The organism is Demequina lignilytica (assembly GCF_030418305.1).
Taxonomy (GTDB): Bacteria; Actinomycetota; Actinomycetes; order Actinomycetales; family Demequinaceae; genus Demequina; species Demequina lignilytica.
In genome coordinates this window covers 277,691-303,866 of the sequence record NZ_JAUHPX010000005.1, presented here as the reverse complement: position 1 = coordinate 303,866, position 26,176 = coordinate 277,691, and the positions used below count along the sequence as shown (strand labels likewise).

At 72.5% G+C, this 26,176-nt stretch carries 30 protein-coding genes and 1 riboswitch; of the genes, 17 read left to right on the top strand and 13 right to left on the bottom strand.

The window, feature by feature from the left end:
- Positions 1–232: 232 nt before the first annotated feature.
- Complete coding sequence (locus tag QQX10_RS10295) at positions 233–703, top strand: rhodanese-like domain-containing protein (RefSeq protein WP_301119380.1); 471 nt, start codon at positions 233–235, stop codon at positions 701–703.
- Between the two features lie 96 nt (positions 704–799).
- On the opposite strand, the gene QQX10_RS10290 is transcribed toward QQX10_RS10295, so the two are convergent.
- The 6 genes from QQX10_RS10290 to dcd form a co-directional block, all read right to left on the bottom strand.
- Positions 800–1,519 (bottom strand): GNAT family N-acetyltransferase, encoded by a 720-nt coding sequence (locus QQX10_RS10290; RefSeq protein WP_301119382.1) that lies wholly within the window; start codon positions 1,517–1,519, stop codon positions 800–802.
- Entirely contained in the window at positions 1,516–2,190 is a 675-nt protein-coding gene (locus QQX10_RS10285; protein ID WP_367281273.1) for an ABC transporter ATP-binding protein, read from the bottom strand. The genes QQX10_RS10290 and QQX10_RS10285 overlap by 4 nt, the downstream gene beginning before the upstream one ends.
- Positions 2,187–3,836, bottom strand: a complete 1,650-nt coding sequence (locus QQX10_RS10280; protein WP_301119384.1) for an ABC transporter permease — start codon at positions 3,834–3,836, stop codon at positions 2,187–2,189. Before QQX10_RS10280 ends, QQX10_RS10285 begins: the two co-directional genes overlap by 4 nt.
- A 12-nt stretch (positions 3,837–3,848) precedes the next feature.
- On the bottom strand, positions 3,849–4,919 hold the full coding sequence (locus QQX10_RS10275; protein WP_301119386.1) for a thiamine ABC transporter substrate-binding protein: 1,071 nt from the start codon (positions 4,917–4,919) through the stop codon (positions 3,849–3,851).
- A 21-nt stretch (positions 4,920–4,940) separates the two neighbouring features.
- A riboswitch (TPP riboswitch) is annotated at positions 4,941–5,057 on the bottom strand.
- A 36-nt stretch (positions 5,058–5,093) separates the two neighbouring features.
- Positions 5,094–5,939, bottom strand: a complete 846-nt coding sequence (locus QQX10_RS10270) for a DUF2510 domain-containing protein (RefSeq protein ID WP_301119388.1) — start codon at positions 5,937–5,939, stop codon at positions 5,094–5,096.
- A gap of 84 nt (positions 5,940–6,023) precedes the next feature.
- Positions 6,024–6,596 carry a dCTP deaminase gene (gene dcd / locus QQX10_RS10265; protein ID WP_301119390.1) on the bottom strand — a complete coding sequence of 191 codons (573 nt, stop codon included), beginning with the start codon at positions 6,594–6,596 and terminating at the stop codon, positions 6,024–6,026.
- A gap of 259 nt (positions 6,597–6,855) precedes the next feature.
- Here dcd and QQX10_RS10260 point away from each other — a divergent pair, with 259 nt between their 5' ends.
- From QQX10_RS10260 to QQX10_RS10235, 6 genes are all read left to right on the top strand, one after another.
- Positions 6,856–9,279: a glycoside hydrolase family 94 protein gene (locus QQX10_RS10260; RefSeq protein ID WP_301119392.1), complete on the top strand. Its 2,424-nt coding sequence runs from the start codon at positions 6,856–6,858 to the stop codon at positions 9,277–9,279.
- A gap of 142 nt (positions 9,280–9,421) precedes the next feature.
- The gene (locus tag QQX10_RS10255; protein WP_301119394.1) at positions 9,422–10,612 is read left to right on the top strand and encodes an anti-sigma factor domain-containing protein; all 1,191 of its coding nucleotides are present in this window, start codon (positions 9,422–9,424) and stop codon (positions 10,610–10,612) included.
- Positions 10,613–10,884: 272 nt separating this feature from the next.
- Entirely contained in the window at positions 10,885–11,697 is an 813-nt protein-coding gene (locus QQX10_RS10250; RefSeq protein WP_301119396.1) for a DUF4397 domain-containing protein, read from the top strand.
- A gap of 74 nt (positions 11,698–11,771) precedes the next feature.
- Positions 11,772–12,428, top strand: coding sequence for a class F sortase (locus QQX10_RS10245; RefSeq protein WP_301119398.1), 657 nt, complete (start codon positions 11,772–11,774; stop codon positions 12,426–12,428).
- The gene (locus QQX10_RS10240) at positions 12,425–13,018 is read left to right on the top strand and encodes an RNA polymerase sigma factor (RefSeq protein ID WP_301119400.1); all 594 of its coding nucleotides are present in this window, start codon (positions 12,425–12,427) and stop codon (positions 13,016–13,018) included. Before QQX10_RS10245 ends, QQX10_RS10240 begins: the two co-directional genes overlap by 4 nt.
- A complete protein-coding gene (locus QQX10_RS10235) occupies positions 13,005–13,730 on the top strand; it encodes an anti-sigma factor domain-containing protein (RefSeq protein ID WP_301119402.1) in 726 nt (241 codons plus the stop codon). Before QQX10_RS10240 ends, QQX10_RS10235 begins: the two co-directional genes overlap by 14 nt.
- A gap of 150 nt (positions 13,731–13,880) precedes the next feature.
- On the opposite strand, the gene QQX10_RS10230 is transcribed toward QQX10_RS10235, so the two are convergent.
- Together QQX10_RS10230 and QQX10_RS10225 are read right to left on the bottom strand one after the other, a co-directional pair.
- The gene (locus QQX10_RS10230; RefSeq protein WP_301119404.1) at positions 13,881–14,546 is read right to left on the bottom strand and encodes a potassium channel family protein; all 666 of its coding nucleotides are present in this window, start codon (positions 14,544–14,546) and stop codon (positions 13,881–13,883) included.
- Positions 14,539–15,948, bottom strand: a complete 1,410-nt coding sequence (locus QQX10_RS10225) for a TrkH family potassium uptake protein (protein WP_301119406.1) — start codon at positions 15,946–15,948, stop codon at positions 14,539–14,541. The genes QQX10_RS10230 and QQX10_RS10225 overlap by 8 nt, the downstream gene beginning before the upstream one ends.
- A gap of 180 nt (positions 15,949–16,128) precedes the next feature.
- On the opposite strand from QQX10_RS10225, the gene QQX10_RS10220 reads away from it, so the two are divergent.
- Both QQX10_RS10220 and QQX10_RS10215 read left to right on the top strand, forming a co-directional pair.
- The gene (locus QQX10_RS10220) at positions 16,129–16,365 is read left to right on the top strand and encodes a helix-turn-helix domain-containing protein (RefSeq protein WP_301119408.1); all 237 of its coding nucleotides are present in this window, start codon (positions 16,129–16,131) and stop codon (positions 16,363–16,365) included.
- Between the two features lie 87 nt (positions 16,366–16,452).
- A complete protein-coding gene (locus tag QQX10_RS10215) occupies positions 16,453–16,551 on the top strand; it encodes a 30S ribosomal protein bS22 (protein ID WP_074789180.1) in 99 nt (32 codons plus the stop codon).
- 200 nt (positions 16,552–16,751) lie between these two features.
- On the opposite strand, the gene QQX10_RS10210 is transcribed toward QQX10_RS10215, so the two are convergent.
- Both QQX10_RS10210 and QQX10_RS10205 read right to left on the bottom strand, forming a co-directional pair.
- Complete coding sequence (locus tag QQX10_RS10210) at positions 16,752–16,985, bottom strand: hypothetical protein (protein WP_301119411.1); 234 nt, start codon at positions 16,983–16,985, stop codon at positions 16,752–16,754.
- A 247-nt stretch (positions 16,986–17,232) separates the two neighbouring features.
- Positions 17,233–18,048, bottom strand: a complete 816-nt coding sequence (locus tag QQX10_RS10205; RefSeq protein ID WP_301119413.1) for an HAD family hydrolase — start codon at positions 18,046–18,048, stop codon at positions 17,233–17,235.
- 61 nt (positions 18,049–18,109) lie between these two features.
- Here QQX10_RS10205 and QQX10_RS10200 point away from each other — a divergent pair, with 61 nt between their 5' ends.
- The 7 genes from QQX10_RS10200 to QQX10_RS10170 are packed head-to-tail and all read left to right on the top strand — an operon-like array spanning position 18,110 to position 23,962.
- Entirely contained in the window at positions 18,110–18,346 is a 237-nt protein-coding gene (locus QQX10_RS10200) for a glutaredoxin family protein (RefSeq protein WP_301119415.1), read from the top strand.
- 15 nt (positions 18,347–18,361) lie between these two features.
- On the top strand, positions 18,362–18,979 hold the full coding sequence (locus QQX10_RS10195; protein WP_301119417.1) for a histidine phosphatase family protein: 618 nt from the start codon (positions 18,362–18,364) through the stop codon (positions 18,977–18,979).
- The gene (locus QQX10_RS10190) at positions 18,976–19,539 is read left to right on the top strand and encodes a TlpA family protein disulfide reductase (RefSeq protein ID WP_301119419.1); all 564 of its coding nucleotides are present in this window, start codon (positions 18,976–18,978) and stop codon (positions 19,537–19,539) included. Before QQX10_RS10195 ends, QQX10_RS10190 begins: the two co-directional genes overlap by 4 nt.
- Positions 19,539–20,288, top strand: a complete 750-nt coding sequence (locus tag QQX10_RS10185) for a cytochrome c biogenesis CcdA family protein (protein ID WP_301119421.1) — start codon at positions 19,539–19,541, stop codon at positions 20,286–20,288. Before QQX10_RS10190 ends, QQX10_RS10185 begins: the two co-directional genes overlap by 1 nt.
- Positions 20,289–20,296: 8 nt before the next feature.
- Positions 20,297–21,871, top strand: a complete 1,575-nt coding sequence (gene resB, locus QQX10_RS10180) for a cytochrome c biogenesis protein ResB (protein WP_301119423.1) — start codon at positions 20,297–20,299, stop codon at positions 21,869–21,871.
- Complete coding sequence (gene ccsB / locus QQX10_RS10175) at positions 21,868–22,836, top strand: c-type cytochrome biogenesis protein CcsB (RefSeq protein ID WP_301119425.1); 969 nt, start codon at positions 21,868–21,870, stop codon at positions 22,834–22,836. Before resB ends, ccsB begins: the two co-directional genes overlap by 4 nt.
- Positions 22,837–22,840: 4 nt before the next feature.
- Complete coding sequence (locus QQX10_RS10170) at positions 22,841–23,962, top strand: glycosyltransferase family 4 protein (protein WP_301119427.1); 1,122 nt, start codon at positions 22,841–22,843, stop codon at positions 23,960–23,962.
- Between the two features lie 20 nt (positions 23,963–23,982).
- Here the strand turns inward: QQX10_RS10170 and QQX10_RS10165 are convergent, their stop codons facing one another.
- From QQX10_RS10165 to QQX10_RS10155, 3 genes are all read right to left on the bottom strand, one after another.
- Entirely contained in the window at positions 23,983–24,978 is a 996-nt protein-coding gene (locus tag QQX10_RS10165) for a LacI family DNA-binding transcriptional regulator (RefSeq protein WP_301119429.1), read from the bottom strand.
- Positions 24,979–25,042: 64 nt separating this feature from the next.
- Positions 25,043–25,516 (bottom strand): DUF4190 domain-containing protein, encoded by a 474-nt coding sequence (locus tag QQX10_RS10160; protein ID WP_301119431.1) that lies wholly within the window; start codon positions 25,514–25,516, stop codon positions 25,043–25,045.
- Between the two features lie 66 nt (positions 25,517–25,582).
- Positions 25,583–25,876: a PLD nuclease N-terminal domain-containing protein gene (locus QQX10_RS10155; RefSeq protein WP_301119433.1), complete on the bottom strand. Its 294-nt coding sequence runs from the start codon at positions 25,874–25,876 to the stop codon at positions 25,583–25,585.
- A 32-nt stretch (positions 25,877–25,908) separates the two neighbouring features.
- Here QQX10_RS10155 and QQX10_RS10150 point away from each other — a divergent pair, with 32 nt between their 5' ends.
- Positions 25,909–26,172 carry a DUF4229 domain-containing protein gene (locus QQX10_RS10150; RefSeq protein ID WP_301119435.1) on the top strand — a complete coding sequence of 88 codons (264 nt, stop codon included), beginning with the start codon at positions 25,909–25,911 and terminating at the stop codon, positions 26,170–26,172.
- Positions 26,173–26,176: the final 4 nt, after the last annotated feature.

The window sequence follows — 26,176 nt, the reverse complement described above, 5'->3', positions numbered from 1 at the left end:
CCCCCCGCCGCTGTGCTGTCCCCACCCACCTCATCCCGTCCCTGGACACTCCGCACGGACCTGATCCCGATGTGCCGCGTGTCGCAACCCGATGACGGCCGACACGCCGCAGAACCGGGACTGGCTCCGTGCGCACTGTCCACGAGGGCGGGGGCGGCCGGCGGGGGGTGCGGACGGTCGCGGTGCCACAGGGGTCTGGACCGGCACCGTCCGGGCCGCCTACGCTCGCCGCATGGACCTCGCCCCGGAGATCGCCGCCGCCCGTGACCACTTCGCCCGTCGTCTGGCGGTCGAGACCGACTGCTCTGACGTGCACGCGGCGCTCGAGTCGGGCGCGCCCGGGTTCGTGCTCATCGACACGCGCAACCAGGAGGCGTGGGACCAGGGCCACGTGCGCGGAGCGATCCACATGCCCAAGCCGGACATGCCAGCGCGCATCCCCGCGGAGTTCGCGCCGGGCACCGCGTTCGTCGTGTACTGCTGGGGCCCGGGCTGCAACGGCGCCACCCGCGCCGGCCTGATCATCTCCGAGCTCGGCTACGCCGTGAAGGAGATGATCGGCGGCTTCGAGTACTGGGCGCGCGAGGGCCTGCCGGTCGACGCCGTCGACGCCTCCGGCGCGCACGTCGACGCGACGCGCGATGTCGACCCGCTCACCGGGCCGCTCCCGAAGGCGGGCGTCCGCATCAGCTGCGCCTGCTGACCGACCCCGCCTCGCGGCCAGGCGCGCTGCGGGAGGCTCAGCGCCCCTCACGAGCGATCCTCGCCCCGTACGGGGAAGCCATGTGCCAGACCACGCTCAATGCAGCGACGCCACCGTGGCGTCCACGCCGGCGCGTCGCACCCGCTGCACCACGTTCGCGGTGTCGCGGATGGTGAACCCGAGGTGCTCGTACAGCCGGATCGCCCCGACGTTGGTGGCGCCCGTGTGCAGGAACGGCTCGCGCCCCGCCTCGCGGATCCCGTGCGCGACCACCTCCATGAGCCGCGTCGCGAGGCCGCGCCCTCGATGCGAGGCACGGGTGGCCACCGCGCTGATCTCGGTCCACGACGGCGTGGTCAGGCGTTCGCCCGCCATCGCGACCAGCCGTCCGTCCTCCTTGATGCCGTAGTAGGCGCCGCAGCGGTACGTCTCCACCGAGAACGGGCCGGGCTGCGCCTCGGCGACCAGCTCGAGCATCGCGGCGACGTCGGCCTCCGTCAGCCGCTCGATGTCCGGGTGCCGGCGCCCGAAGCCGGCCGGCGCGGTCATCTGGACCACGTCGAACTGCCCGAGCAGGTCCCACCCCGCCGGCACCTCGCGCGCGAGCCCGAAGAACGCCAGCTCGTCGTCGCCGGCGACGGCGGTCAGATCCTCCCAGTCCTGCGCCGAGGCGACGGGCGGCAGGGCGGCGAACGGTGCGACCGTCGGGCGGTACCGGGCCGCGCCGCCATGCGAGACGCCGAGCGCACGATGCGGTCCCGACAGCGCGTGCCACACCGGCTGGTCGAGCTCGTGGGTGCGGGCATGGGCGTTCACACCAGCCTCCCGTCGGCCATGCGGAGCACCCGGTCCGCGATCGCCGCGGCCTCCTCCGCGTCGTGGGTCACGAGCAGCCCGGTGGTGCCGGTCGCGCGGAGGATCTGCCTGACCTCCTCGCCGAGACGCGCCCGCAGGTCGGCGTCGAGGGAGGACAGCGGCTCGTCGAGCGCGAGCAGCCGCGGGGAGGGCGCGAGCGAGCGTGCGAGGGCGACCCGCTGGCGTTGTCCGCCCGACAGCTCGCTCACCGCGCGCTCGCCCAGGCCCGCCAGGCCGACCGTCTCGAGCAGCGCCGCGACCCGGGCCTCGCGCGCAGCCCGCGGCGCCCGCGCCATCTCGAGGCCGAAGGCGATGTTGCCGGCGACCGTGCGATGCGGGAACAGCTGTCCGTCCTGGAACACCATCCCGAAGCTTCGGCGGTGCACCGGCACCCGGGTGAGATCCTCGCCGTCCCACCAGATCTCCCCGGCGGACGGCGGCACCACGCCGACCACGGCGGACAGCAGCGACGACTTCCCGCACCCCGAGGGCCCCAGCAGCGCGACGATCTCCCCGCGGGCGATCTCGAGCGAGACGCCGCGCACGGCCTCGACCGGCGGGCGCCCGGGGTAGGTCACGGTCAGGTCCCGCACCTGCAGCCCGGACGATGCGCGGGTCGCCGCCGCGCTCACAGCTCCGCCCCCACGGTGGTGCGCAGGCGCTCGGACAGCAGCATCACGGCGGCGGTGAGGGCGGCCAGCAGGACCGCGGCGGCGAAGGCCATGCCTGCATTGTCCAGCCCCGGGCGGCTCAGGAGCCGGCTGATCGCGGTGGTGAGGGTCGGGCGATCGGGGCGCGCGACGAACACCGTCGCACCGAACTCGCCCATCGAGATCGCGAAGGCGAACGCGATCGAGGCGCCGGCCGGCGCCCTCAGCAAGCGGGCGTCGACCTGCCACCAGGTGCGCCACGGGGAGGCGCCCAGGGTCGCCGCCGCGGCGCGAAGCCGCGGATCGATCGCGCGGGCCGCGGGCACCAGCGCGCGCACCATGAGCGGGAGCGCGACGACCGCCTGCGCGATCGGCACGAGCCACCACGAGCCCCGGAGGTCGACGCCGAGCACCGCGCGGTTGAGCGTCAGCAGCAGACCCAGACCCACCACCACGGCCGAGACTCCGAGGGGGAGCATCACGAGCGACTCGAGCACGCCCGCCCGCCGCGACCGCGCCGCGAGCAGCTGGGCGGTCACCAGGCCGACCACGGTCGCCATCGCCGTCGCGATCAGTGCGGTGACCAGGGAGTTCACCGCCGCCTCCCAGACCGGGACCGGCAGCGCGGTCCGGGCCGGTGGGACGAGCAGCGCCCGATAGTGGTCCAGGCCGTAGCCGCCCACCACCCTCAGCGACCGCTCGACGAGCGCGGCGATCGGGAGGGCGAGCAGCGCCAGGGTCGGCAGCAGCGCCGCCGCCACCGCCCACCGCTCGCGGCCCCGCGGTCCTCGCCGCCGCGCGGTCGCCACGCCGGCGGCGGCCCGCGCATGCGACGCCCGCGAGCTGACCCAGAGCGCGAGGCCCACGAACGCCACCTGGACCAGCGCGAGCACGGCGGCGGCCCTCAGGTCGAGGAACTGGTTCACCTGGATCCAGATCTCCGTCTCGATGGTCCGCACCCGCGTGCCCCCGAGCGTCAGGACCAGGGCGAAGGATGTCGAGCAGAACAGGAACACGACCGCTGCGGAGGAGGCGATCGCCGGACGCAGCGCGGGCAGGGTCGTGTGGACGAAGGCGCGCCACCGCGAGGCCCCGAGGGTGCGGGCGGCGAGCGACCGCCCGGGGGGCAGCGCCTCCCAGGCGCCGCCGACGATCCGCACCACGACCGACACGTTGAAGAACACCAGCGCCAGCACGATCGCCACGGGGCTCTGGTCGAGGCCGAGCCCGCCGAGGATCCCGGAGGCGGCGAAGAGCGCCGAGAACGCGGCGGCGACCACGATGGTCGGCAGCACGAACGGGACCGTCACGAGCGCCCGCACGGTCCGCGACCCGCGCCACGAGAACCGCGACAGCGCCCACGCCGCCGGCAGCCCCAGCACGAGCGACCCGGCGGTGCCCGCGAGGGCCAGCCACGCGGTGGTCGCGATGGCCCGGAGGGTCCGTGAGGACGCGAGCACGGCCCACGCCTCGGCGAGCCCGGCGCCCGGGCCGACCCCCGCATCGTCCCCCACCAGACCGCGCCACAGCACGGTGGCCGCCGGCCACAGGAAGAATGTGCCAAGGAACAGCAGCGGCACGCCCGCGAGCGCCCACCACAGGCGGGCGCTCGCGGGCGCGGGCGTCATGTCACGACCCGCTCAGTCCAGGACCGTGGCGGTCCAGGCGTCGATCCACTCGTCGCGCATGGCGTCGATGCGGGCCGGGTCCAGCGTGGTCGGGGTGTCCGCGAGCGGCGCGTACTCCGCCCAGTCGGCGGGCACCTCGACGGACGAGGACACCGGGTAGACGTACATGCTCTCGGGCAGGGCCGCCTGGAACTCGTCCGAGAGCATCCACTCGACCACGAGCTCGGCGGCCGCGGGGTTCTCGGCGCCCTCGAGCACGCCCGCGTACTCGACCTGGCGGAAGCAGGTGTCGAGCATCGCCGCGGTGGTGGGCTCGCCGTCGACCACCTCGAACGGCGGCGACGAGGCGTAGGACAGGACGATCGGGAAGTCGCCGCCGTAGTTGGGCGCGGAGAAGTCCGTGTAGTACGTGTCCGACCACGAGGCTGTGACGCGGACGTCGTTCTCGCGCATCGCCTCCCACCAGCTCAGCCAGCCGTCCTCGTCCGTCGCGGCGATCGTCGCGAGCATGAAGGCGAGGCCAGGCGAGGACGTCGCGGGGTTGGTGACCGAGACCATCCCGGCGTACTCCGGGAGGGTCAGGTCGGCGAAGGCAGGCGCACCGTCGGGGAACGCCGCGAGGTCGTAGTTCAGGCACACGTCGGAGAAGTCGATCGCCGTGAGCAGGTCCTCGGCGCCGGGCGCCGCGTAGGACGCGGCGTCGGCGGCCGCCGGGGCGGCCGGCGAGTACGCGGCGAGCACGCCCGCCTCCGTCGCGCGGGTCGCGAACGTGTTGTCGATGCCGTAGACCACGTCGCCCAACGGCGCGTCCTTCGTCAGCACCAGCTGGTTGACGAGCGCGCCCGCGTCGCCGGGCGCGACGAGCTCGACCGTCAGCCCCGTCTCCTCCTCGAACGAGGCGAGCAGCGCATCGTCCACGTAGAAGCTGTCGTGGGTGACCACCGTGACGGTGCCGGTGGGGGCGGCGCTCGCCGACGGCGCGGCGGACGATGCGTCGGGCGCCTCGGGGCCCGAGGAGCAGGCCGCGAGCGTCAGCGTGGAAAGGGCGGCGACGGCGAGCGTCGCGGTGCGCGAGATGCGCATGGATGGTTCCTCCCGGATAGGAGGGGACGAGACTCGACTCCCTACGCCGGTGCGAGCCGGATCAGGTTCGAGGGTCTGCGGCGGTCCGCACTCTCAGCGCTCTGGTCCCGGACGGGAAGCGCTCCCCTGTCGTGTGCCGCCAGGATAGCGTGCGCGACGAGCACCGCCGACGCCTCAGTCGAGGGTGAGCGAGTTCAGCACGGACTCGAGCTCGGCGACGCCCGAGCCGAGCTCGTCGTTGCCGTTCGTCGAGACGATCATCACGCTCGAGCCCTCGACGACGACGCCGATGGCGTTGGTGAGCTGGATCCCGTACAGCGGGAAGCCGTACTCGATGATGTAGCCGTCCAGACCGGCGGCCGTGGTCACGGCGCCCTCGGAGGTCACCACGACGTCATCGATCCCCGCCGTGCTGCTCTGCAGGAACGCGTGAGCCTCGATCCTCGGGGCGCTCGGGCCACCGACATCGCCCGCGCTGTACGCGAGCAGGGCCACACCACCGTCCACGAGGTCGCCCGCGAGCAGCCACGCCCCGGCGACCTGGGAGTCGATGCCCGTCTCCTCGACGATCTGCGCCTCCATGGCGTCCGTGCCCGAGACCTCCGAGATGTCCTCCCAGGAGGGATCGAGCGTGATGGTGCCGCGACCGCCCATGACCGGCACCTCGACCCCCGTCGCGGGGGCGGCGGCCGTGAGTGCGCGCGAGTCGCCCGCGCTGCCGGTCACGCCGGCGATCGCCTGCGTGACGCCGGAGTACACGAGCGAGCCGACCACGGCGACCGCGGCGATCCCGCCGACGACCGCGAGGACCACGCGGCCGCGCCGTCGGGGCGGGGCCGCGGATGCCGACGCCGCAGGCTGCGACTGTCGGTGCTGCGTCCACGCCGCGCCGTCCCAGTACCGCTGCATCCCGGCCTGCGCCGGGTCGGAGTACCAGCCTGCCGGCGGCAGCGCCGGCGGCAGCTCCGGCGGCGCCGCGTAGTCCTCGGTCGCGGCCGGAGCCGACGTCTGGTCGCTCATCATCCCCCCTGGTGAACGGCTTCCTCAGGGGAGCCTAGGGGAGAATTGGCGCTCGGTGGCGCAATGTGACCGGATCGACAGCGGTCAGACGTCGATGCGGTGGAAGCTCTTCCAGCTCAGCGACGCCGTGGGGCCGCGCTGACCCTTGTAGCGCGAGCCGTAGCGCTCCGAGCCGTACGGGTGCTCGGCGGGGGAGGACAGGCGGAAGAAGCAGAGCTGGCCGATCTTCATGCCGGGCCACAGGTTGATCGGCAGCGTCGCGGTGTTCGACAGCTCGAGGGTGACGTTGCCCTCGAAGCCAGGGTCGATGAAGCCGGCCGTGGAGTGGGTCAGCAGGCCCAGCCGGCCCAGCGACGACTTGCCCTCGAGGCGTGCCGCGATGTCGTCGGGCAGGGTCACGGACTCGTAGGTCGCGCCCAGCACGAACTCGCCGGGATGCAGCACGAACGGCCCGTCGGCGATGTCCACCAGGCGTGTGAGCTCGGGCTGCTCGGCGGCCGGGTCGATCGCGGCGTACTTGTGGTTGTCGAAGACCCGGAAGTAGCGGTCGAGGCGCACGTCGATCGAGGAGGGCTGGATCATCTCCGGGTCCCAGGGGTCGAGGGCGACCCTGCCCGAAGCGATCTCAGCGCGGATGTCCCTGTCCGAGAGAAGCATGCGCCCAACCTAGTGCGTGCGGCGGGACGATGCGAGGGCCGGGTCGCCGCCGGTTGATCCCGGGAGTGCACGACGCGACGCCGGGCGCCCGTCTCGTCGCGCCGTGCACTCGCGGGGCGCAGGCGCCGAGGCGCCCGCCGCATCGTCCCGCCGGGACCGTCCGGGAGAGCGCTCTCGCGAAATGCGAAACGTTTCGATAAGGTGTACTCGACATGACGGTCCCGGCGCGGTGTCCGCGCCAGTAGAGAGGCGCTCACCCATGCAGTTCGGCCACTTCGACGACGAAGCGCGCGAGTACGTGATCACCACCCCCCACACGCCGTACCCGTGGATCAACTATCTGGGAAGCCAGGACTTCTTCGGGCTGGTCTCGAACACCGGCGGCGGGTACTGCTTCTACCGCGACGCGAAGCTGCGCCGCCTCACGCGCTACCGCTACAACAACGTGCCGGTCGACGACGGCGGCCGCTACTTCTCGATCAACGACGGCGGCGACGTGTGGAGCCCCGGCTACCGCCCCTACAAGAGCGAGCTCGACTTCTACGAGGCCCGCCACGGCATGGGATACACCCGCATCACCGGCGCGCGCGGCGGGCTCAAGGCCTCGGTGCTGCTGTTCGTGCCGGTCGACGTCAACGCCGAGATCCACCAGGTGACGCTGACCAACGAGTCGGATGCGGCCAAGTCGGTCAACCTGTTCTCCTTCCTTGAGTTCGCCCTGTGGAACGCCGAGGACGACCAGACCAACTACCAGCGCAACCTCTCGATCGGCGAGGTCGAGGTCGAGGACGGCGCGATCTACCACGTCACCGAGTACCGCGAGCGGCGCGACCACTACGCGGTCTACGGCGTCAACGCCCCCATCGCGGGCTTCGACACGGACCGCGACGCGTTCCTCGGCTTCGGCAACGGCTTCGACGAGGCCGCGGTGCCGCACGCGGGCCAGGCCACCGGCTCGATGGCGTCGGGCTGGTACCCGATCGCATCGCACCAGCTGGACGTCGACCTCGCGCCGGGCGAGTCGACGAGCTTCACCTTCACGCTCGGCTACATGGAGAACCCCCGCGACGCCAAGTGGGAGGCGCCCGGCGTGGTGCGCAAGGACGGCGCCAAGGAGCTGCTGGCCCGCTTCGCGACCGAGGAGCAGACGGCCGCGGAGTTCGCGCGCCTCAACGACCACTGGTCCACCCTGCTCGGCTCCTACACGGTCGAGTCGAGCCACGAGAAGCTCGACCGGATGGTCAACATCTGGAACCAGTACCAGTGCATGGTGACGTACAACATGTCGCGCTCGGCGTCCTACTTCGAGACCGGCATGGGCCGCGGCATGGGCTTCCGCGACTCCTCGCAGGACCTCCTCGGCTTCGTCCACCTGGTGCCCGAGCGTGCCCGCGAGCGCATCATCGACATCGCGTCGACGCAGTTCGAGGACGGCAGCGCGTACCACCAGTACCAGCCGCTCACCAAGCGCGGGAACCACACCCTGGGCTCGGGCTTCAACGACGACCCGCTGTGGCTGATCCTGGGCGTCTCCGCCTACATCAAGGAGACCGGCGACTTCGGCATCCTCGATGAGATGGTGCCGTTCGACAACGACGAGTCGAAGGCCGCCACCCTGATGGAGCACCTCAAGCGCTCCTTCGACCACCCGCTCCTCAAGGCGGGGCCGCACGGCCTGCCGCTCATCGGACGCGCGGACTGGAACGACTGCCTCAACCTCAACTGCTTCTCCACCGAGCCGGGCGAGTCCTTCCAGACCACGGGGAACAAGACCGGCGGCGTGGCCGAGTCGGTGTTCATCGCCGGGATGTTCTGCGCGATCGGCCCCGACTACGCGGCGCTCGCGCGCCGTCGAGGGGACGATGCGGAGGCCGACCGGGCGGAGAAGGCGATCGCCGACATGCGGGACGCCGTCGTCGAGCACGGCTGGGACGGTGCCTGGTTCAAGCGCGCCTACGACTACTACGGCAACCCGGTCGGCTCCGACGCGAACGCGGAGGGCAAGATCTGGATCGAGCCCCAGGGCTTCTGCATCATGGGCGGGATCGGCGTCGAGGACGGCAAGGCCGTCCAGGCGCTCGACTCGGTGAGGGAGCGGCTCAACACGCCCCACGGCATCGTCCTGCTCAACCCTGCCTTCACCGAGTACAAGGTGGAGCTCGGGGAGGTCTCCACGTACCCGCCGGGCTACAAGGAGAACGCGGGCATCTTCTGCCACAACAACCCGTGGATCATCATCGCGGAGACCGTGGTGGGCCGCGCCGAGCTCGCGTGGGAGTACTGGAAGCAGATCGCCCCGGCCTACCGCGAGGAGCAGTCCGAGGTGCACCGCCTCGAGCCGTACGTCTACGCGCAGATGATCGCCGGCAAGGACGCGGTGCGTCACGGCGAGGCCAAGAACTCGTGGCTCACCGGCACGGCCTCGTGGAACTTCGTCACGGTGTCCCAGTACCTCCTGGGCGTGCGCGCCGACTACGACGGCCTGGTGGTCGACCCGTGCATCGGCGCGGAGGTGTCCGAGTACACCGTCCGCCGTCAGATCCGGGGTGCGACCTACGTGATCCACGTGACCAACACCGGCGGCAAGGGCGCGTCGCTCACCGTCGACGGCACGCCGATCGACGGCACGCTCGTGCCGTACGCGGCCCCGGGTGCGGTGGTCGAGGTCACCGCCACGGTCTAGCGGCTCGCCTGCCGCGCGCGAGGGCCGCCACCCGCCGGGGTGGCGGCCCTCGGCTCTGTGCAGGGACGATGCGGGGGTGACCGAGGTCTTGCGGGGCCGGGGACGGTGCGTGAGAGACTGCCGAGGAACGGGGGAGGGCTCGATGACGCAGGCCGCGTGGGAGGAGGCGTACCGGGAGACCGGTCCGCTGGTCCACACGCTCGCCCTGCGCGCGCTCGGCTCCGTCGAGGAGGCGGAGGACGTCGTGCGACGCGTGTTCGCGGCGGCGGCGGCCTCGGAGTCCCCGCTCGAGGCGCGGCTGCTGCTGCACGACGCGGCCGATCGCATCACGGGCGACCTGGAGCGTCGGGTGCGCGCCAAGCTTGCCGCGCTCGACGACGGTGATGTCGGAGCGGAGCCGGTGACCGACTCCCGCGCGGTGGTCGCCGAGGCCGATCGGATCCTCCTGCGGTGCTCGATGGAGACGCTGTCGGAGGACGACCGTGCGCTGCTCGAACGGGCCTTCGTGCACGGCGACCCGCGCTACGAGCTCGCGATGATGACCGGGATCTCCGAGCAGGAGCTGGACGAGCGGCTGCGCGACGCGGTGCTCGCCCTGTGGACCGGTCCCCGGCTGGAAGGCGAGCACGCGCCGGTGGAGACGCTTGCCATGCGGGCGGTGCGTGGGCGCGTCGCGGACGGCCACGGGGCGCACCTGGCGGGATGCAAGGAGTGCAAGGACGTCTGGCGGGGGCTCAACGACCTGGTCGGCGCGATCACCCGCATGCCGGCCTCGGCCCCTGTCCTCGCGCCGCGCGCGGGCCTGTGGGACGAGCTGGTCGCGGGGATCGAGGCGGGCGAGGGGGCGGAGCCGGAGCCCGACTGGCGCGAGGAGGCCCGCCTGGCGGCCGCGCGGGCCGCGCGACGCCGGACCATGCTCATGACCGTCGCGGTGGTGCTCTCCGGCCTGGTCGCCGGCCTCGCGGTGGTGGTCTCGCAGCTGCTGATCGAGCCCGACCGCGAGATGGGGGTGTCGGCGTCGCTCACCGATCCCCGTGAGCGCGGCGTGGACGCGGGACGGGCGTGGGTCGAGGTGCAGGACGACGGTGCGCAGGTGCTCGTGGTCGAGGGTCGGTACTCGGAGTATCCCGACGGTTACCTCGAGATCTGGGTCACGGTCGACGGTGTCGACGGCCCGGTCTCGCTGGGCACGCTGACGAGCGCGCACTACTCGGTGCTGGTGCCGGTCTCGCTCGGCGACCTCGACGGGGCGCTCGTGCAGATCTCGAAGGAGCCGTGGGACGGGGACGCCACCCGGACCGGGGAGATCGTCGCCCGCGGCGTGCTCGGCTGATCCCGCGCATCGTCCCCACCCACCGCTCCCCGCCCCCCCCGGACACTCCGCACCGACCTGGTCCCGGGTCTGCGGCGTGTCGCTGCCGTCCACCCGCTCTCGCCCGCGTGTCGCCACGGATTCGGTGCGGGTGTCCAGGGTGGGGAGGCGACGCGAGCCTTGTTCGCTGTGAGCATAATCTCGCGAGGGTGCATCCGAACCGGGCCCCCGGCCGGAAGTACGGGGTGAAGGCACGTCGCACCCCGGCGGCGGCCCGAGAGAGGAGCACCATCATGCGCACTTCGATCTTCGCCGGCGCCGCTGCCGGCACCCTGCTCGCGGCGGGCGTGGCCGCCCCCGCCTTCGCGGTGGAGGACGGGATGGCCGAGCTGTCGGTCCTCCACGGCGTCCCCGACCTGACCGTCGACGTCTACGTCGACGGCGCCCTCACGCTCGACGACTTCGCCCCGGGCGACCTGGCCGGCCCGCTCGAGCTCGCGCCCGGCACGTACTCCGTGGCGATCACCGCCTCGGACGCGGCCGACGACTCGTCGCCCGTGCTCGGCCCGATCGACCTCCCCCTCGAGGAGGGGATGAGCTACACCGCCGTGGCCCACCTCGACGCGGACGGCAACCCGACCGCGAACCTCTTCACCAACGACATCTCCGAGACCGCCTCCGGCGAGGGCCGCCTCACGGTCCGCCACGTGGCCGCCGCGCCGGCCGTCGACGTGTGGGCGAACGGCGAGGTCGCCTTCGAGAACCTCGCCAACCCCGACGAGGTCATGGCGGACCTGCCCGCCGCCACCTACGAGGCCGCGGTCTCGCTGACCGGCGAGACCGACCCGGTGCTCGGGCCCACGGACGTGCCCGTGACCGAGGCGACCAACACCATCGTCTACGCCTGGGGCTCCGCCGCGGACGGCAACCTCGCCGTCGCCGTCCAGACCGTCGCCACGCACGCCGCGATGCCCACCTCGGTGAGCGCCGGCACGCAGGGCCTCGCCGCCGACTCGTCGGGCGCACCGCTCGCGCTGATCGTCGTCGGCGCCGGCATGGTGGTCGCGGCCGGCCTCGCCACCCGCGCGGTGCTCGTCCGCCGCTGACCGTCACCGACAGGCGGGGCGCACCCATCCCCCGGGGTGCGCCCCGCACGGGCCGTCCCGAGAGGAGGAGGACGATGCGAACGCTCGCCGTGGTCCTCGCCGCGACGCTGGCGCTGTCCGCCTGTGCCGCCGCACCGTCGTCCGCTCCGCCGTCCCCGGCGGGCGCTCCCGACGCGCCCCTCCTCGCGGAGGTCCAGGCTCCGGTCAACGCACGCGTGGTCACGGGCGAGATCCCCGTCGCGTCGGCGGCCGCCGAGGACCTCGCGGTCGCGCCGACGCCGTCGGGCCTGCGGGTCCCCCGGCTCGAGATCGACATGGCGGTCCTCGGCGTGGGACTCGACGCCGACGGCGGCATGGAGCTCCGGGAGAGCGCCGCGGAGGCGGGCTGGTTCCGTGCCGGAGGAAACCCCGGCGGCGGCCTTCGTGAGGGCCAGAACGCGGTGATCGCCGCGCACGTCGACGACGGGGTGATCGGCCGTGGTCCCTTCGCCTCGCTGCGGGAGGCGCGGCCGGGCGATCGGGTCGAGGTCGAGCTCACGGACGGCTCGGTCGTGGTCTACCAGGTCGATCGTGTCCAGCAGACGTCCAAGCGCGAGGTCGACTTCTCGGTGGTGTTCGGGGCCGCCGAGGGGGCGCTCGTGCTGGTGACGTGTGGTGGACGTTGGGACGCCGATGTGCGACATTACGAGGACAACGTCCTGGTCTGGGCCTTCCCGGAGGACGGTCGATGACGATCGCGAGGGTGGAGATGGTGGCGGACACCGCAGTCGGGGCCGACCGCCCCGACGACCGTGCCCTCGACCACGAGTTCGCCGCCGGCGCCGAGGGCTCGCTCGAACGGCTCTACCGGTCCGTCTCGCCGCTCGTCCACACGCTGGCGCTCCGCGCGCTCGGCGACGCGACGGAGGCGGAGGATGTCACCCAGCAGACCTTCGTCTCCGCCTGGCGGACACGTGAGGGCTACGATCCGGACCGTGGCTCCGCGCGCGGGTGGGTGGTCGGCATCGCTCGCCGCCGCATCGCGGATGCGCTCGAGGCGCGGACGCGCGAGCGCCGTCGGCTCGAGGCGGTGCGGGACGAGTCGCCACCCGCGATCGCCGACCCGCTCGCGGCGGAGACCGAGCGGATACTGGTGCGGGGCGAGGTCGAGAGGCTCGGGCCGCCACGCGACCAGATCGTGTCCCTCGCGTTCTTCGAGGGACGCACCCACGAGCAGATCGCCGAACGGCTCCAGATGCCGCTCGGCACCGTGAAGAGCCACCTGCGCCGGTCGCTGCTGGCGCTCAGACGAGGATTGGAGGCCGCCGATGCGTCACTGTGACGACGAGACTCTCGCCGCGCTCGCGCTCGGCGAGCCGGTCGATGCGGCGGACGCGACGCACGTCGAGTCCTGCGACACGTGCGCGCGCGAGCTGTCGGCGCTGCGCGCGACCGCGGCGAGCCTGGTCGACGCCGGGACGTCCGGCCCGCTGGTCGCGCCGCCGACGTCGGTGTGGGCCGGGATCGCGGCCGAGGTGGCGTCGGAGGCGGAGCCGCGTCCGGCCCCCGTGGTGCCGCTGACCGCCGCTCGCGGCGCGCGTCGACGCCGCGAGCCTGGCCACATGTTCCGCCCGTGGGTGGTCGGGGCGGCCGCAGCCGCCGGGGTCGTGATCGGCGCCTTCGGGATCTCCCTGCTCACCCGCGACACGGTGCCCGAGCAGACGCTCGTCGCCCAGGCGGCGCTGTCCGATCTCGCGAGCGAGGCGGACGCCGGCACCGCGCGCGTCGAGCAGCGCTCCGACGGCACGGAGGTGCTCGTGGTCGACACGACCGTGCCGAGCGACCCCGACGGCGCCCTCGAGGTGTGGCTGATCGATCCGGACGTGGTCGGGATGGTGTCGCTCGGGTTCCTGACCGGCGACCACGGCGAGTTCGAGATCCCCGCCGGCTACGACGTGGTGAGCTTCCCGATCGTCGACATCTCCGTCGAGCCCGCGGACGGCGATCCGACCCACTCCGGCGACTCGATCACGCGAGGCATCCTGGAGAGCTGAACCCGAGCATCGTCCCGGACCGCTCCCACACGGACAGTCCGCACGGACCTGGTCCTGGGTCTGCGGCGTGTCGGCCCTGAACGGTCGCCGCGCTCCGGCGTGTCGCCGGTCGATCGGTGCGCAGTGTCCGAGGCAGGGGGAGCGTGAGGCTCAGGGACGCTTCGCGAACCTCTCGAGCAGCTCGCCCTCGCCCGCGACCACCAGGATGTCGTCCGGACCGAGCAGGGTGTCGGGCGTCGCGTACTCGAAGGCGCGTCCCGGACCCTTGATGCCGACCACGTGCACGCCGTACTTCTCCTGCAGTCCCAGCTTGTCCAGCGTGAAGTGGTGGGTCTCCTTGGGGGTGCGCATCTTGACGATCGTGAAGCCGTCCTCGATGTCGATGTAGTCGAGCATGGTGCCGCCCACCGAGTGGGCGACGCGCGCGCCGGCGTCGGACTCCGGGAGCACCACGTGGTGCGCGCCGATCCGCTCGAGGATGCGCTTGTGCTCGACGGACGTCGCCTTGGCCCAGATCTCCGGGATGCCGATGTCCACCAGGTTGCCGGTGATCAGCACCGACGCCTCCAGCGAGGTGCCGACCCCGACGACCGCGGCCGCGAAGTCGGCGGCACCGATCTGATCGAGGGCGCGCGGGTCCGCGCCGTCCGCCTCGACGCACGGCAGGCGCTTCGACCAGCGCTCGACCACGTCGGGGTCGCGCTCGACCGCGAGCACCTCGATGTCCATGGAGTCGAGCGTGTCCGCGAGCGCGGAGCCGAAGCGTCCGAGCCCGAACACCAGCACTCCCTGGCGGTCCTTGTCGTTGCTAGCCAATGAGGGGCCTTTCTGACGGGTAGCGGATCACGCGCCGCTGGCGGTTGAGGGCGAGCGCCGCGGCGATGGTCACCGATCCGAGACGTCCCACGAACATCAGTATGGTCAAGGTCAGCTTGGCATCGGCGGGCAGATGCCCCGTGATCCCGGTCGACAGGCCGCAGGTCGCGTAGGCGGAGACGACCTCGAACAGCACCTCGTCCAGCCTCAACCCGACCGTGTCGGGCCGGTACGGCAGCACCGTCCCGGTGGTCTGGGCGAGCACCACGCCCGCTCCGATGATCACGAAGGCGAGGGAGATGATCGTCACCGCGACCGCGAGCCGGAGCACCTCGGTGCCGATGCGCTTGCCGTAGGCCTCGATGTCGCGACGGCCGCGCGCCTCCGCCCAGATCGCGAGGATCAGCACGGCCACCGTGGTCACGCGGATGCCGCCCGCGGTGCCGCCCGACCCGCCGCCGATGAACATCAGCACGTCCTCGAGCAGCCACGTGTGCTCGTGCATCTGTCCGTGGTCGATCGCGGAGAAGCCGCCGGATCTCTGGTTGACGGAGATGAACAGCGTCTGCCAGAAGCGCGTGGACTGGTGGTACTGGCCGAGGGTGTTCGGGTTGTTCCACTCGAACAGCGCCAGGAGCCCCGCGGAGATCACGGAGAGCAGCATCACCATCACGATGGTGAGCTTGGTGTGCAGCGACCACTCGGCGGGTCGCCGCCACGCGCGGATGAGGTTGAGGAACACGGGGAAGCCGAGCCCGCCGACGAAGACGCCCAGCGCGATCGGCATGCGGAACCACGGGTCCCCGGCGAACGGCACGATGCCGTTGGGGTCCGGCGTGAAGCCGGCGTTGTTGAACGCGGAGATGCCGTAGAAGATCGCGTGCCAGATGGCGGTCGGAAGGTGCTCGTGGTGGGCGAGCAGCCGCCAGAACAGCACGAACGCGATGCTCAGCTCCGTCACGGTGGACACGATCACGATCGTGCGCAGCAGGTGCTTGACGTCGCCCAGCCCCGTCGCGCGCGCCTCGCCGGCGGCGAGGATGCGCTGGGTGAGGCCGATGCGTCGCGAGACCGCGAGGCCGAGCAGCGAGGCCAGCGTCATGATCCCGAGGCCGCCGACCTTGATCGCGATGAGGATGACGCCCTGGCCGAAGCCGGACCAGTAGCTGCCCGTGTCGACCGTGACCAGGCCCGTGACGCAGACCGCCGAGGTCGCGGTGAAGAGCGCGTCGACGAACGGCGCGCGCTGCCCCGACTGGGTCGCGGCGGGCAGCGACAGCAGGCCGGTGAACAGCAGGATCACCATGCCGAAGGCGGCCAGAGCGAGCCGGGCGGGGGCCTCGAGGCCGACCCGGTCGATCCAGTCGCCGACGGCGTCGCGCACCGTCCGCAGCAGCGGCATGCCTCTCCTCACGTGGCCCGTCGGGCCGTGGCCTCCTCGCGCGGGCGTCGCCCGTGCGTCACCCCTTATCTTCGGCATGTTTCACACACTTCACAACTGTCACTCCAGCCCCTACAGTTGGGAGTGCATCCAGCCGATAGCACCGCCGAGGATGCTTTCGAGAGGGACTGGACGACAACGATGGCTGAGAACCCGCAACGCACCAAGTTTCTGACCGTCGCCGAGGTGGCGGACATGGTGCGGGTGTCGCGCATGACGGTGTACCGGTGGGTGCACGCCGGCGAGCTGCCGGCCGTGCGCTTCGGCCGGTCGTTCCGCGTGCCGCAGGAGGCCGTCGAGCAGTTCATGGAGCAGGCGGCGCTCGCGGGAGGGTACTACTCCGAGGATGACGAGCAGGGGACCGGCACGGTAGGCTAGTCCCTTGTCTGTCGCGTCCAGCGCGGCCTGGACGTCGGCGTGCCGCGCACGCACCGCAGTTTCTGTCATCGAATGAGGTAGGTACCGATGGGTTCCATCATCAAGAAGCGCCGCAAGCGCATGTCGAAGAAGAAGCACCGCAAGCTGCTTCGCAAGACGCGTCACCAGCGCCGCAACAAGAAGTAAGCGCGCTGCGCTCACGACGCCCGTCTCGCCACCCGGTGAGGCGGGCGTTCTGCTGTCCGGCGCGCATAGCCCCGGCTCCCGGCGGACGCTGGGCACCTACCGGCGACCCCGACGTGGCGTGTCGCGCGGCGTGTCTCGCATCAAGAGCCGAGTCATGCCCGACCGGTAGGTGCGGATGGTCCGCGGACCGTGCCTGCGGGCTACGCGGCGGGCTCCGCGGCGGGGTAGCGGACCCGCTCGTGGGCCGTGAGCTCGCCCACGTCGACCCCGGCGACGAGCCCGCCTTCGGGCCTGACCTCGATCGCGTCGTCGGCCAGCGTCACCCGACGCGGGTTGGCGATCCGCGACCACGCGCCGGACGGCGCCGTCGCCCCCGCCGCGTCGCCCCCGGGCCCGCGCCCTGCCCCCGCCTGCGCTCCAAGCTCTGCATTCATGTCCGGCTCCCCCCGTCGCCGCTGCGGTCGATCCGCAGTCCCTCAGGGACCATTCCGCCGCGTGCTGTCCGATTTGTCAAGATTGTGACGTTTCGATCGGCGCGGCCCCCGTCCCGCCGCCCGGACAGCCCGCACGGATCCTGGCGGGACGATGCGGCGTGTCGGCCCCGGCGCGGCCCTGACGGCGGCGTGTCGTGGCGGATTCCGTGCGGAGCGTCCGCCGTGGGGTGACGAGGGCCCGGGGGCGTCAGCCTCGGCTGAACAGGCGCCGCCAGACGCCGCGCGCCGCCGCCTTGAGCCCGCGCGAGACCTGGATGGTGACCCACGCGGCGCCCGTGACCGAGCTCTTCACCACGCCGCGGCGGCCGCTCTTGCGACGCTTGCGGAACTCCCGGATCGGCCAGCCCTTGGCGAGGGCCTGCTTGCGCATCTTGGGGTCCGGGTTGATCGCGCACGGGTGGCCGACGGTCTCGAGCATCGAGGTGTCGTTGAGCGAGTCGCCGTACGCGTAGCAGTCCGGGAGCGACAGGCCGCGCCGCTCCGCGAGCGCCGTGACCTCGACGGCCTTCCGCGGCCCGTGCAGGAAGTCGCCCTCGAGCCGCCCGGTGTAGTGGCCGTCCTTGTGCTCGGCGACCGTCCCGAGCGCGCCGGTCGCGCCGATGCGGCGCGCGATCATCCGGCCGATCTCGATGGGGGACGCGGTCACGAGCCACACCTCGTGCCCCTGCGCCAGGTGCTCATCGATGATCTCCTTGGTCCCGGGGTACACCCGCGACTCGAGAAGCTCGTCGTAGACCTCCTCGCCGACGGCCGTCATCTCCGCCACCGACCAGCCCTTGATGATCCCCAGGCCGTGTTCGCGCAGGCGCGTCATCTGCTCCTGCGACTCCCCGAACAGCACGTACTGCGCCTGCTCCACGCCGAACTTCAGGATGTCGCGCGCGGAGAAGTAGTCGCGCTGCCACAGGCCCCTCGCGATGTGGAACGCCGAGGCGCCGCGGATCACGGTGTTGTCGACATCGAAGAACGCGGCGATGCGGGGCGCGCTCTCCTTGGTGGTCACCCGTCAACTCTACCCATCCGGCCGCATCGACCCTCCTGCCGCCCGGCTTATGCTTGTGCGCATGCCCCCCCGCGTGACCCTGTACACCCGTGTCGGGTGCCACCTGTGCGAGGAGGCCCGCGACACCGTCCGCGCGATCTGCGACGCCCTCGGTCAGGAATGGGTCGAGATCGACGTCGACACCGATCCCGACCTCAAGGCGCGCCACGGCGACGAGGTCCCGGTCGCGGTGGTCGACGGCGAGACCGTCGGCTTCTGGCGGATCGACCCCGACCGGCTGCGCGCGGCGCTCGCGTAGGACGAGGGAGACACGATGCCCCGGGTCCACGTGCTACGGCACGGCCACGTCCACAACCCCGACAAGGTCCTCTACGGCCGCCTCCCCGAGTTCCGCCTGTCGGACACGGGCGAGGCGATGGCGCGCGCCGCCGCCGACCACCTGGTCGCGACCGGCACCCCCGTCACCCGCATCGTCGCCTCGCCGCTGCTGCGCGCGCAGCAGACCGCGGCGCCGGTGGCGGCAGCCTTCGGCCTCGAGATCGTCACCGACGAGCGCGTGATCGAGGCGGGCAACCAGTACCAGGGCGAGCCCATCCCGCGCCCGATCGACTTCCTCCACCCCAAGCACTGGTGGCGGCTGCGGAACCCGTGGCGGCCGTCCTGGGGCGAGCCCTACGTCGAGCAGGCCGCACGGATGCGCGCCGCGATCGCCGACGCGGCCGCCGACAACCCCGACGGCGACACCGTGATCGTCAGCCACCAGCTCCCGATCTGGGTGGCCCGCTGCGACGCCGAGGGCCGCTCGTTCCTGCACGACCCGCGCTCCCGCGAGTGCGCGCTGTGCTCGCTCACCTCCTTCGAGGTGGAGGACGGACGCCCCCGCTTCGTCGGCTACGCCACGCCCGCGGCTCACATCGAGGTCCCGCGGTGAGGCCGGCCGCGCGCATCGCGATCCTCATCGCGGTGGTGGTCGCGCTCGTCATCACTCTCGCCAGCTGCGCCGGCCCCGACGCCGCCCAGTCGCCCGGCTACGTCTCGGGCGACGGCACCGTCACCGTGCTCGCCGACCAGGGCGACGCGCTCGATCTCGCGGGCACGTCGTTCGCGGGCGAGGCCGTCGACGTCGCGGACTTCCGCGGGCAGGTCGTCCTGGTCAACACCTGGTACGCCTCCTGCCCGCCGTGCCGTGCGGAGGCCCCCGACCTCGTCGCGCTCGACGCGCGCGACGACGTCCAGATCGTCGGCGTCAACGGCCGGGACGATGCGCCGACGGTGGAGGCGTTCGACCGCACCTTCGGCGTCGAGTTCCCGAGCATCGACGACGCGGACGGCGCCGCCACCGCGGCCCTCCAGGGCGTGGTCGCCATGAACGCCGTCCCCACCACGCTCGTGCTGGACCCCGACGGCCGCCTCTACGCCCGGATCGTGGGCCGCGCCGACCCGTCGACGCTGAGCGCGCTCATCGAGGACGCCCTGGCCGAGGGCGCCTGATGGGGTCGGAGCTCGCGGGCGTCGCCCTCAGCGGCTCGATGCTGCTCGCGATCCCGGTCGCGATCCTCGCCGGGCTGGTGAGCTTCGCGTCGCCGTGCGTGGTGCCGCTGGTGCCCGGCTACCTCGGCTACGTGTCCGGCATGGCCGGCACCGGCGGCACCGGCAGGGCGTCCCGACCCAGGCTCGTGATCGGCGCCGCGCTCTTCGTGCTCGGCTTCTCCGCCGTCTTCATCGCCTTCGGCTTCCTCGCGTCCTCGCTCGGGGTCGCCCTCGCGCCGTACATGACCGTCATCACGCGGGTGCTCGGCGTGGTGATCATCCTGCTCGGCTTCGCCTTCATGGGAGCCGTGCCGTTCCTCCAGAACGAGCGCCGCCTCCACGTCAGCCCGCGGGCGGGTCTCGCCGGCGCCCCCGTGCTGGGCATCGCGTTCGGCCTGGGCTGGACGCCGTGCCTGGGGCCCACGCTCGCAGCCGTGTACGCGCTCGGCCTGTCGGAGGCGACCCAGGGGCGCGGCGCGGTGCTCGCGATCGCCTACTGCGTCGGCCTGGGTCTGCCGTTCATCCTGCTCGCCGCGCTGTTCGAGCGCTCGGGCAAGGTGCTGGGCTGGCTGCGCCGCCACCGGCTCGCGCTGATGCGCATCGGCGGCGCGATGCTGATCGTGCTGGGCGTGCTGCTGGTGACGGGCCTGTGGGACCGCCTCACCGCGATGCTGCAGGGCTGGATCGACGGATTCTGGGTGGCCATCTGATGGCGCGCATGAAGCTCGACAACTACGTGGTCCCCGAGGCTCCTCGGCTCGGTTTCCGGGGCTGGCTGCGCTGGATCTGGCGTCAGGTCACCAGCATGCGCGTCGCGCTGATCCTGCTCCTGGTGCTCGCGCTCGCCTCCATCCCCGGCTCGGTGCTGCCGCAATGGCCGCAGGACGCCGCCGCGACGGCGCAGTTCGTCGCCGACCATGCGTTCTGGGGCCCGCTGCTCGACGCCACCGGCTTCCTCGACGTGTTCGGCTCGGCGTGGTTCACGGCCATCTACGTGCTGCTGTTCGCGTCGCTCATCGGGTGCATCACTCCGCGCGCGATCCTGCACTACCGGGAGCTCCGGCGCCCCGTGGCGCCCGCGCCGTCGCGCCTGAGCCGGTACGAGCCCGTGGACGCATCGTCCCCCCTGACGGCGGATGATGCGGTCGAGGCCGCCCGCGCGGCCCTTCGCCCGCGCGCGGGCCGGCTCGGGGCGCTGACGGGCTCCCGGGTCCGCGTCGATCGCCGCGACGACGGCACCGTCGCGCTCGCGGCCGAGACGGGCCACATCCGCGAGCTGGGCAACCTGGTCTTCCACGCCTCGCTGGTGCTGCTGCTCGTCGCGATGGCGTACGGCACCCTCTTCACGTACCGCGGCCAGGCGATCGTGGTCGAGGGGCGGTCCTTCACCAACGCGGTGGTCGCGTACGACACGTTCGACTCGGGACGGCTCTTCGACCCGGCGTCCCTCGACCCCTTCACCATCCGCCTCGACTCGTTCGACGCCGAGTTCTCGGACACCGCTCGCCCGCTGCACTTCCAGGCGAACGTCACCTTCACGGAGCCCGGCGGGGAGCCGGTGGAGGAGACCATCAGCGTCAACCACCCGCTCGAGGTCGACGGCGCGAAGGTCTACCTCCAGGGCAACGGCTACGCGCCTGTCATCACCGTCCGGGACGCCGCGGGCGAGATCGCGTTCTCCGGCCCGGTGCCCTTCCTGCCGCAGGACGCGGTCTACACGTCGACCGGCGTCATCAAGGCCCCCGACGTGTCGACGGGCGAGCAGCTCGGCTTTACCGCCACCCTGTACCCCACCTTCCTCGAGGGTCCGTTCGCGGTGGCGTCGATCCACCCCGATCCGACCAACCCGGTGATCGACCTGCTCGCGTACGTCGGCGACCTGGGCCTCGACACGGGGATCCCGCAGAACGTCTACCGGCTGGACCAGTCCCAGCTCAGCCCCGTGCGGGGCGACGACGGCCAGCCCGCGCTGCTGCGCGTCAACCTGGGCGAGACGGTCGACATCCCCGGCGGGCTCGGCACCGTCACCTTCGAGTCGCTGCCGCGGTTCGTCGCGCTGGACCTGCGGGCCGACCCGTCGCTGCCGTACCTGCTGACCGCCGCGATCCTCACGCTGCTGGGCCTGTCCGTGTCGCTGTTCGCGCCCCGTCGCAAGGTCTGGGTGGTGGCGCGCGAGGAGGACGGAACTACAGTGGTCACCGTCGCCGCCCTCGCGCCCGCGCACGATGCGGGGGTGCAGGCGGTGCGGGAGCGGGCGTCACGTGCCGCGACCGGGGAGAGGGAGCCAGAATGAACGTCACCGAGCTCAGCATCATGACGCTGTGGGGCGCGACGACGCTGTACGCGATCGCGATGGTCGCGCACGCGATCCGCCTCGCGCGCGTGGCCGACGACAAGGTCGCGGCCCGCGCCGCGGACCGCGAGGCCGTCGCCGTCGGCGGGGCCTCGCCCGCCGAGCCGTCCGCCGCGACCGAGGCCGCCGCATCGTCCCGTCCGTCCCGCGCGTCCAAGGCGGCGGGCATCGCCCGCTCGACGACGATGGTCGGCGCGCTGCTCCACGCCGTGGGCCTCGTGGCCCGCGGCATCGACGCCGGACACGTGCCGTGGTCGAACATGTACGAGTACACGATCTCCGGGTCGTTCTTCGCGGTCGCCGCGTTCCTGGTGATCCAGCGCCGGCGCGATGTCGCGTTCCTCGGCGCGGGCGTCACCGGCATCGCCACCGTCGCGCTCGGGCTCGCGATGACCGTGCTGTACAAGGACGCGGACACCCTGCCGCCGGCGCTGCAGAGCTACTGGCTGGTGATCCACGTCTCCATCGCGGTGCTGGTGACCGGCCTCCTGACCGTGAGCTTCATCGCCTCCGTCCTCCAGCTGATGCGCGACTCCCGCGACAGCGGCACCCGCTGGACGGGCCGCCGGCTCCGCTTCCTCGAGGCGGTGCCGAGCGCCGCGAGCCTCGAGGCGCTGTCCTTCCGGCTCAACGCCGTCGGATTCGTGCTCTGGACGTTCACGGTCATGGCCGGCGCGATCTGGGCCGAGCACGCCTGGGGCCGATACTGGGGCTGGGACCCCAAGGAGGTCTGGTCCTTCGTGATCTGGGTCCTCTACGCCGCGTACCTGCACGCGCGCACCACGCAGGGCTGGGCGGGGCGCCGCAGCGCCTGGCTCGCGATCGCGGGCTATGCCGCCCTCATCGCGAACTTCACCGTGGTGAACCTGTTCTTCCAGGGCCTTCACACGTACGCGGGATCCTGAGCCTGTGAAGATCGCGCTGGTCCTCGACGACTCGATCGACCGTCCCGACGGGGTCCAGCAGTACGTGCTCACGCTGGGCGCGTTCCTCGCCCGGGCGGGCCACACCGTGCACTACCTGAGCTCGTCGTCGTCGCGGACGGATGTCACCGTGCACTCGCTCGCGCGCAACGTCGGGGTGACCTTCAACGGCAACGGCCTGCGCATCCCGCTCCCGACGTCCCGCGCGCGGATCCGCGCGCTGCTCGACGCCGAGCGCTACGACGTCATCCACGTGCAGACCCCGCACTCGCCCCTGTTCGCCGCCCGCGTGGTCGACGAGGCGCGACGGCTCCAGGCCCGCTCGGTGCGGATCGTCGGCACCTTCCACATCCTCCCGGACTCGAAGATCTCCGAGTGGGGCACCCATGCCCTCGGGCGCGCGCTGCGGGCCAACCTGCGCAAGTTCGACGCGTTCTGCGCGGTGTCGGCGCCGGCGGCGGACTTCGCGCGCCGGACCTTCGGCATCGACGCACGGGTGATCCCGTGCCCGGTGGACGTGACGGGGTTCGCGGCCGCGGCCGCGGCATCGTCCCGGCGTCCCGGCGCCGATGGGCGTCTGGTGATCGCGTTCCTGGGGCGGCTGGTCGAGCGCAAGGGCGTGCTCGAGCTGATCCACGCGCTCGACGCCCTCACCGAGGAGGAGCGACAGGGGATCGAGGTGCGGATCGGCGGCAAGGGCCCGCTGTTCGGGGATCTCGAGGCCGCGATCCATGCCGCCGGGATCGACCGGGTCGCGATGCTCGGCTTCGTCGCCGAGGAGGACAAGGCGGCGTTCTACGCCGACGCGGACATCGCGGTGTTCCCGGCGACGGGAGGCGAGAGCTTCGGGATCGTGCTGGTCGAGGCCATGGCGGCCGGGGCCGGCGTGGTCCTCGCTGGGGCGAACCCCGGCTACCTCTCCGTGATCGGCGACCGCCCCGAGGTGAGCGTGGACGCGCGCGACACCCCGGCGTTCGCCGATGCGCTGCGACGGCTCATCGCCGACGCGTCGCTGCGAAGCGAGATCCACGCGGAGCAGGCGGCGCACGTGCGCCAGTTCGATGTCGAGCGCGTCGGCGCGCAGGTGCTGGAGCTGTACGCGGTCTGAGCGGCGCGCCGGCTCACGCCTCAGCGAGGCGGAGCGGTCGAGGCGCGCTCCTCGAGCTCGACGGGCATGATCACGTGCGGCTCGGCCGGCTCCCGTCCCGCGAGCCGCTCGAGCAGCATCCGCACCACCTCGACACCCATCTCGTGCAGCGGCTGGCGCACGGTGGTGAGGGGGACCGGGGCCGTGCAGGCCTCGGGCACGCCGCCGTAGCCGATGATCGACAGGTCGTCCGGAACGGCCAGCCCCGCGTCGAGCGCGGTCTCCATGAACGCGACCGCCATCCCGTCGGAGGCCGACACCACCGCGGTCGGCGGCTGCTCGAACGCGAGCATCGCCTCGGCCGCGTGGGCGGCACGCTCGGGCAGACCCTCCGCCTCCGCGATGAGGTCCTGATCGCAGGAGATCCCGGCGGCCTCGAGGGTCTCGCGGAACGCCTCCTCCGCCCGCCGCGACGAGTCGAGATCATGGCGTCCCGCGAGGAAGCCGATGCGCCGGTGACCCAGGTCGATGAGGTGGCGCGTCGCGAGCCGGATCCCGGCGTCCGCGTCCGCGGCCACGGTCGGACGCGGCGTGAAGCGGTAGTGCGGGTCGAGCGCGACGGTCGGGATGCGCGTGCTCGCGTTGACCACGGTCGGGCCGATGATCACGGCGCCGTCGGCGAGCACCCCTGCGAGGGTCGACAACGACTTGCGCTCCCAGCCGTGGTCGGGGCCCCCGACGTGGAGGTGCAGGCCGTAGCCGGCATCCGCGAGGGCGGCGGCGACCCCCTTGAGCAGCTCCGCGACGTACGCGTCGAACTGCGGCGCGAGCACGGCGACCGCGCGGGTGCGTGGCCCTCGTGCACGCACCGTCGCGAGCCCGGCGTCGTAGCCCAGCTCCTCGATGGCCCCGTGCACGCGCGCGACGGTCGCCCGCGAGACCCCGTAGCGCCCGTTCACCACCTTCGACACGGTGGCGACCGAGACGCCCGCACGGTGCGCGACGTCGGCGAGCGTGACCCTGGGTGACGTGTCCATCACCGCAGGATACGTCCGCTCAGCAGGGACGATGCGGGCCGCAGGGCCCGGGTGCCGCGGCGCGTCAGGCGTCGATCGAGCCCGAGAAGCCGCCCTCCTGCACCGCGAAGGCGAACAGCGCGATGTACGCGATGACGACGATCACCGTGATGCCGATCCCGACGTAGCCGAGGATGGTCCCCCACAGGGCCAGGCCGCGATTGCGCGCCTCGCCCCGCCGGACCGCGCCGAGCCCCAGATGGCCGAACACGACCGCCGCGACGGAGCCGACGAACGGGGCGACGAAGAACGCCGCGATGCTCGCGACCAGGGAGACGATCCCCATCCAGTTCTTCTCGTCCCCGCGCGGGCCGAACGTGGGGAATGCGGGGGCGCCGTACTGCGGTGCCGGGTAGGAGGGCTGGCCGTACGCGGGCGCGGGAGACGGCTGCGCGTAGCCGCGGGTGTCCTGGTGGGCCGGCGGGACGTACGGAGGGGGCGTCGGCTGCCCCTGGGGCTCGGCGGCGAACGGGTCGGGCGGCGTCTGGCCGTAGGTCATGATCGGTCCCCTCAGGTGCGCTGGTGCGGCGAGACTATCAGCGCCGATCGCACGTCCCGGGGGCGGTCAGGCGCCGCTGCTGCCGCGCTTGCGCTTGGACTGCTCGCGGAGCCAGGCCAGGTACTCCGGGTCGTCGTCGGGCGCCACGGGCTCGCGCCGGGTCGCCGGAGGGGTGGAGGGGCCCGTGCGCGCCGCGAGGATCCAGAGGATCGCGCCCAGGTAGGGGAGGAGCACGATCGCGAGCGTCCACGCCCACTTGGCGAAGCCGTACGGCCGCTTCTCCTGGCGCTGGAGCATGTCCGACAGCGCGTAGACCACGAGGCCGAGGTACAGCAGGGGGAGGACCACGCGCACGAACATCCCCCAAGCCTACGCCGGGTACCGTGGTGGGCATGAGAGTTCTCGCCTACTGGGCCGCGCGCACCGGCATCTTCCTCGCGGTGCTGGGGATCCTGTGGCTGGTCGGCTGGCGCGACCTTCTCGTCTTCGTGGCCGCCTTCGTGGTCGCGTGGCTGGTCTCCTACCTCGCGCTGCCCGGGCTCAAGGCCGGAGCCGCCGCCCAGATGGACGGCTGGATCACCCGCTCCGAGCGCGGCATCAGGGCCGCCGCCGCGGAGGAGGACGCGGAGATCGAGAACGGACCGACGCGCCCCTGACCGG

Coding starts and splice junctions, on each gene's coding strand:
- QQX10_RS10295 (WP_301119380.1), top strand. CDS start 233: ATGGACCTCGCCCCGGAGATCGCCGCCGCCCGTGACCACTTCGCCCGT.
- QQX10_RS10280 (WP_301119384.1), bottom strand. CDS start 3,836: ATGACGCCCGCGCCCGCGAGCGCCCGCCTGTGGTGGGCGCTCGCGGGC.
- QQX10_RS10275 (WP_301119386.1), bottom strand. CDS start 4,919: ATGCGCATCTCGCGCACCGCGACGCTCGCCGTCGCCGCCCTTTCCACG.
- QQX10_RS10270 (WP_301119388.1), bottom strand. CDS start 5,939: ATGAGCGACCAGACGTCGGCTCCGGCCGCGACCGAGGACTACGCGGCG.
- dcd (WP_301119390.1), bottom strand. CDS start 6,596: ATGCTTCTCTCGGACAGGGACATCCGCGCTGAGATCGCTTCGGGCAGG.
- QQX10_RS10260 (WP_301119392.1), top strand. CDS start 6,856: ATGCAGTTCGGCCACTTCGACGACGAAGCGCGCGAGTACGTGATCACC.
- QQX10_RS10255 (WP_301119394.1), top strand. CDS start 9,422: ATGACGCAGGCCGCGTGGGAGGAGGCGTACCGGGAGACCGGTCCGCTG.
- QQX10_RS10250 (WP_301119396.1), top strand. CDS start 10,885: ATGCGCACTTCGATCTTCGCCGGCGCCGCTGCCGGCACCCTGCTCGCG.
- QQX10_RS10245 (WP_301119398.1), top strand. CDS start 11,772: ATGCGAACGCTCGCCGTGGTCCTCGCCGCGACGCTGGCGCTGTCCGCC.
- QQX10_RS10240 (WP_301119400.1), top strand. CDS start 12,425: ATGACGATCGCGAGGGTGGAGATGGTGGCGGACACCGCAGTCGGGGCC.
- QQX10_RS10235 (WP_301119402.1), top strand. CDS start 13,005: ATGCGTCACTGTGACGACGAGACTCTCGCCGCGCTCGCGCTCGGCGAG.
- QQX10_RS10225 (WP_301119406.1), bottom strand. CDS start 15,948: ATGCCGCTGCTGCGGACGGTGCGCGACGCCGTCGGCGACTGGATCGAC.
- QQX10_RS10220 (WP_301119408.1), top strand. CDS start 16,129: ATGGCTGAGAACCCGCAACGCACCAAGTTTCTGACCGTCGCCGAGGTG.
- QQX10_RS10215 (WP_074789180.1), top strand. CDS start 16,453: ATGGGTTCCATCATCAAGAAGCGCCGCAAGCGCATGTCGAAGAAGAAG.
- QQX10_RS10210 (WP_301119411.1), bottom strand. CDS start 16,985: ATGAATGCAGAGCTTGGAGCGCAGGCGGGGGCAGGGCGCGGGCCCGGG.
- QQX10_RS10200 (WP_301119415.1), top strand. CDS start 18,110: ATGCCCCCCCGCGTGACCCTGTACACCCGTGTCGGGTGCCACCTGTGC.
- QQX10_RS10195 (WP_301119417.1), top strand. CDS start 18,362: ATGCCCCGGGTCCACGTGCTACGGCACGGCCACGTCCACAACCCCGAC.
- QQX10_RS10185 (WP_301119421.1), top strand. CDS start 19,539: ATGGGGTCGGAGCTCGCGGGCGTCGCCCTCAGCGGCTCGATGCTGCTC.
- resB (WP_301119423.1), top strand. CDS start 20,297: ATGAAGCTCGACAACTACGTGGTCCCCGAGGCTCCTCGGCTCGGTTTC.
- ccsB (WP_301119425.1), top strand. CDS start 21,868: ATGAACGTCACCGAGCTCAGCATCATGACGCTGTGGGGCGCGACGACG.
- QQX10_RS10165 (WP_301119429.1), bottom strand. CDS start 24,978: ATGGACACGTCACCCAGGGTCACGCTCGCCGACGTCGCGCACCGTGCG.
- QQX10_RS10160 (WP_301119431.1), bottom strand. CDS start 25,516: ATGACCTACGGCCAGACGCCGCCCGACCCGTTCGCCGCCGAGCCCCAG.
- QQX10_RS10155 (WP_301119433.1), bottom strand. CDS start 25,876: ATGTTCGTGCGCGTGGTCCTCCCCCTGCTGTACCTCGGCCTCGTGGTC.
- QQX10_RS10150 (WP_301119435.1), top strand. CDS start 25,909: ATGAGAGTTCTCGCCTACTGGGCCGCGCGCACCGGCATCTTCCTCGCG.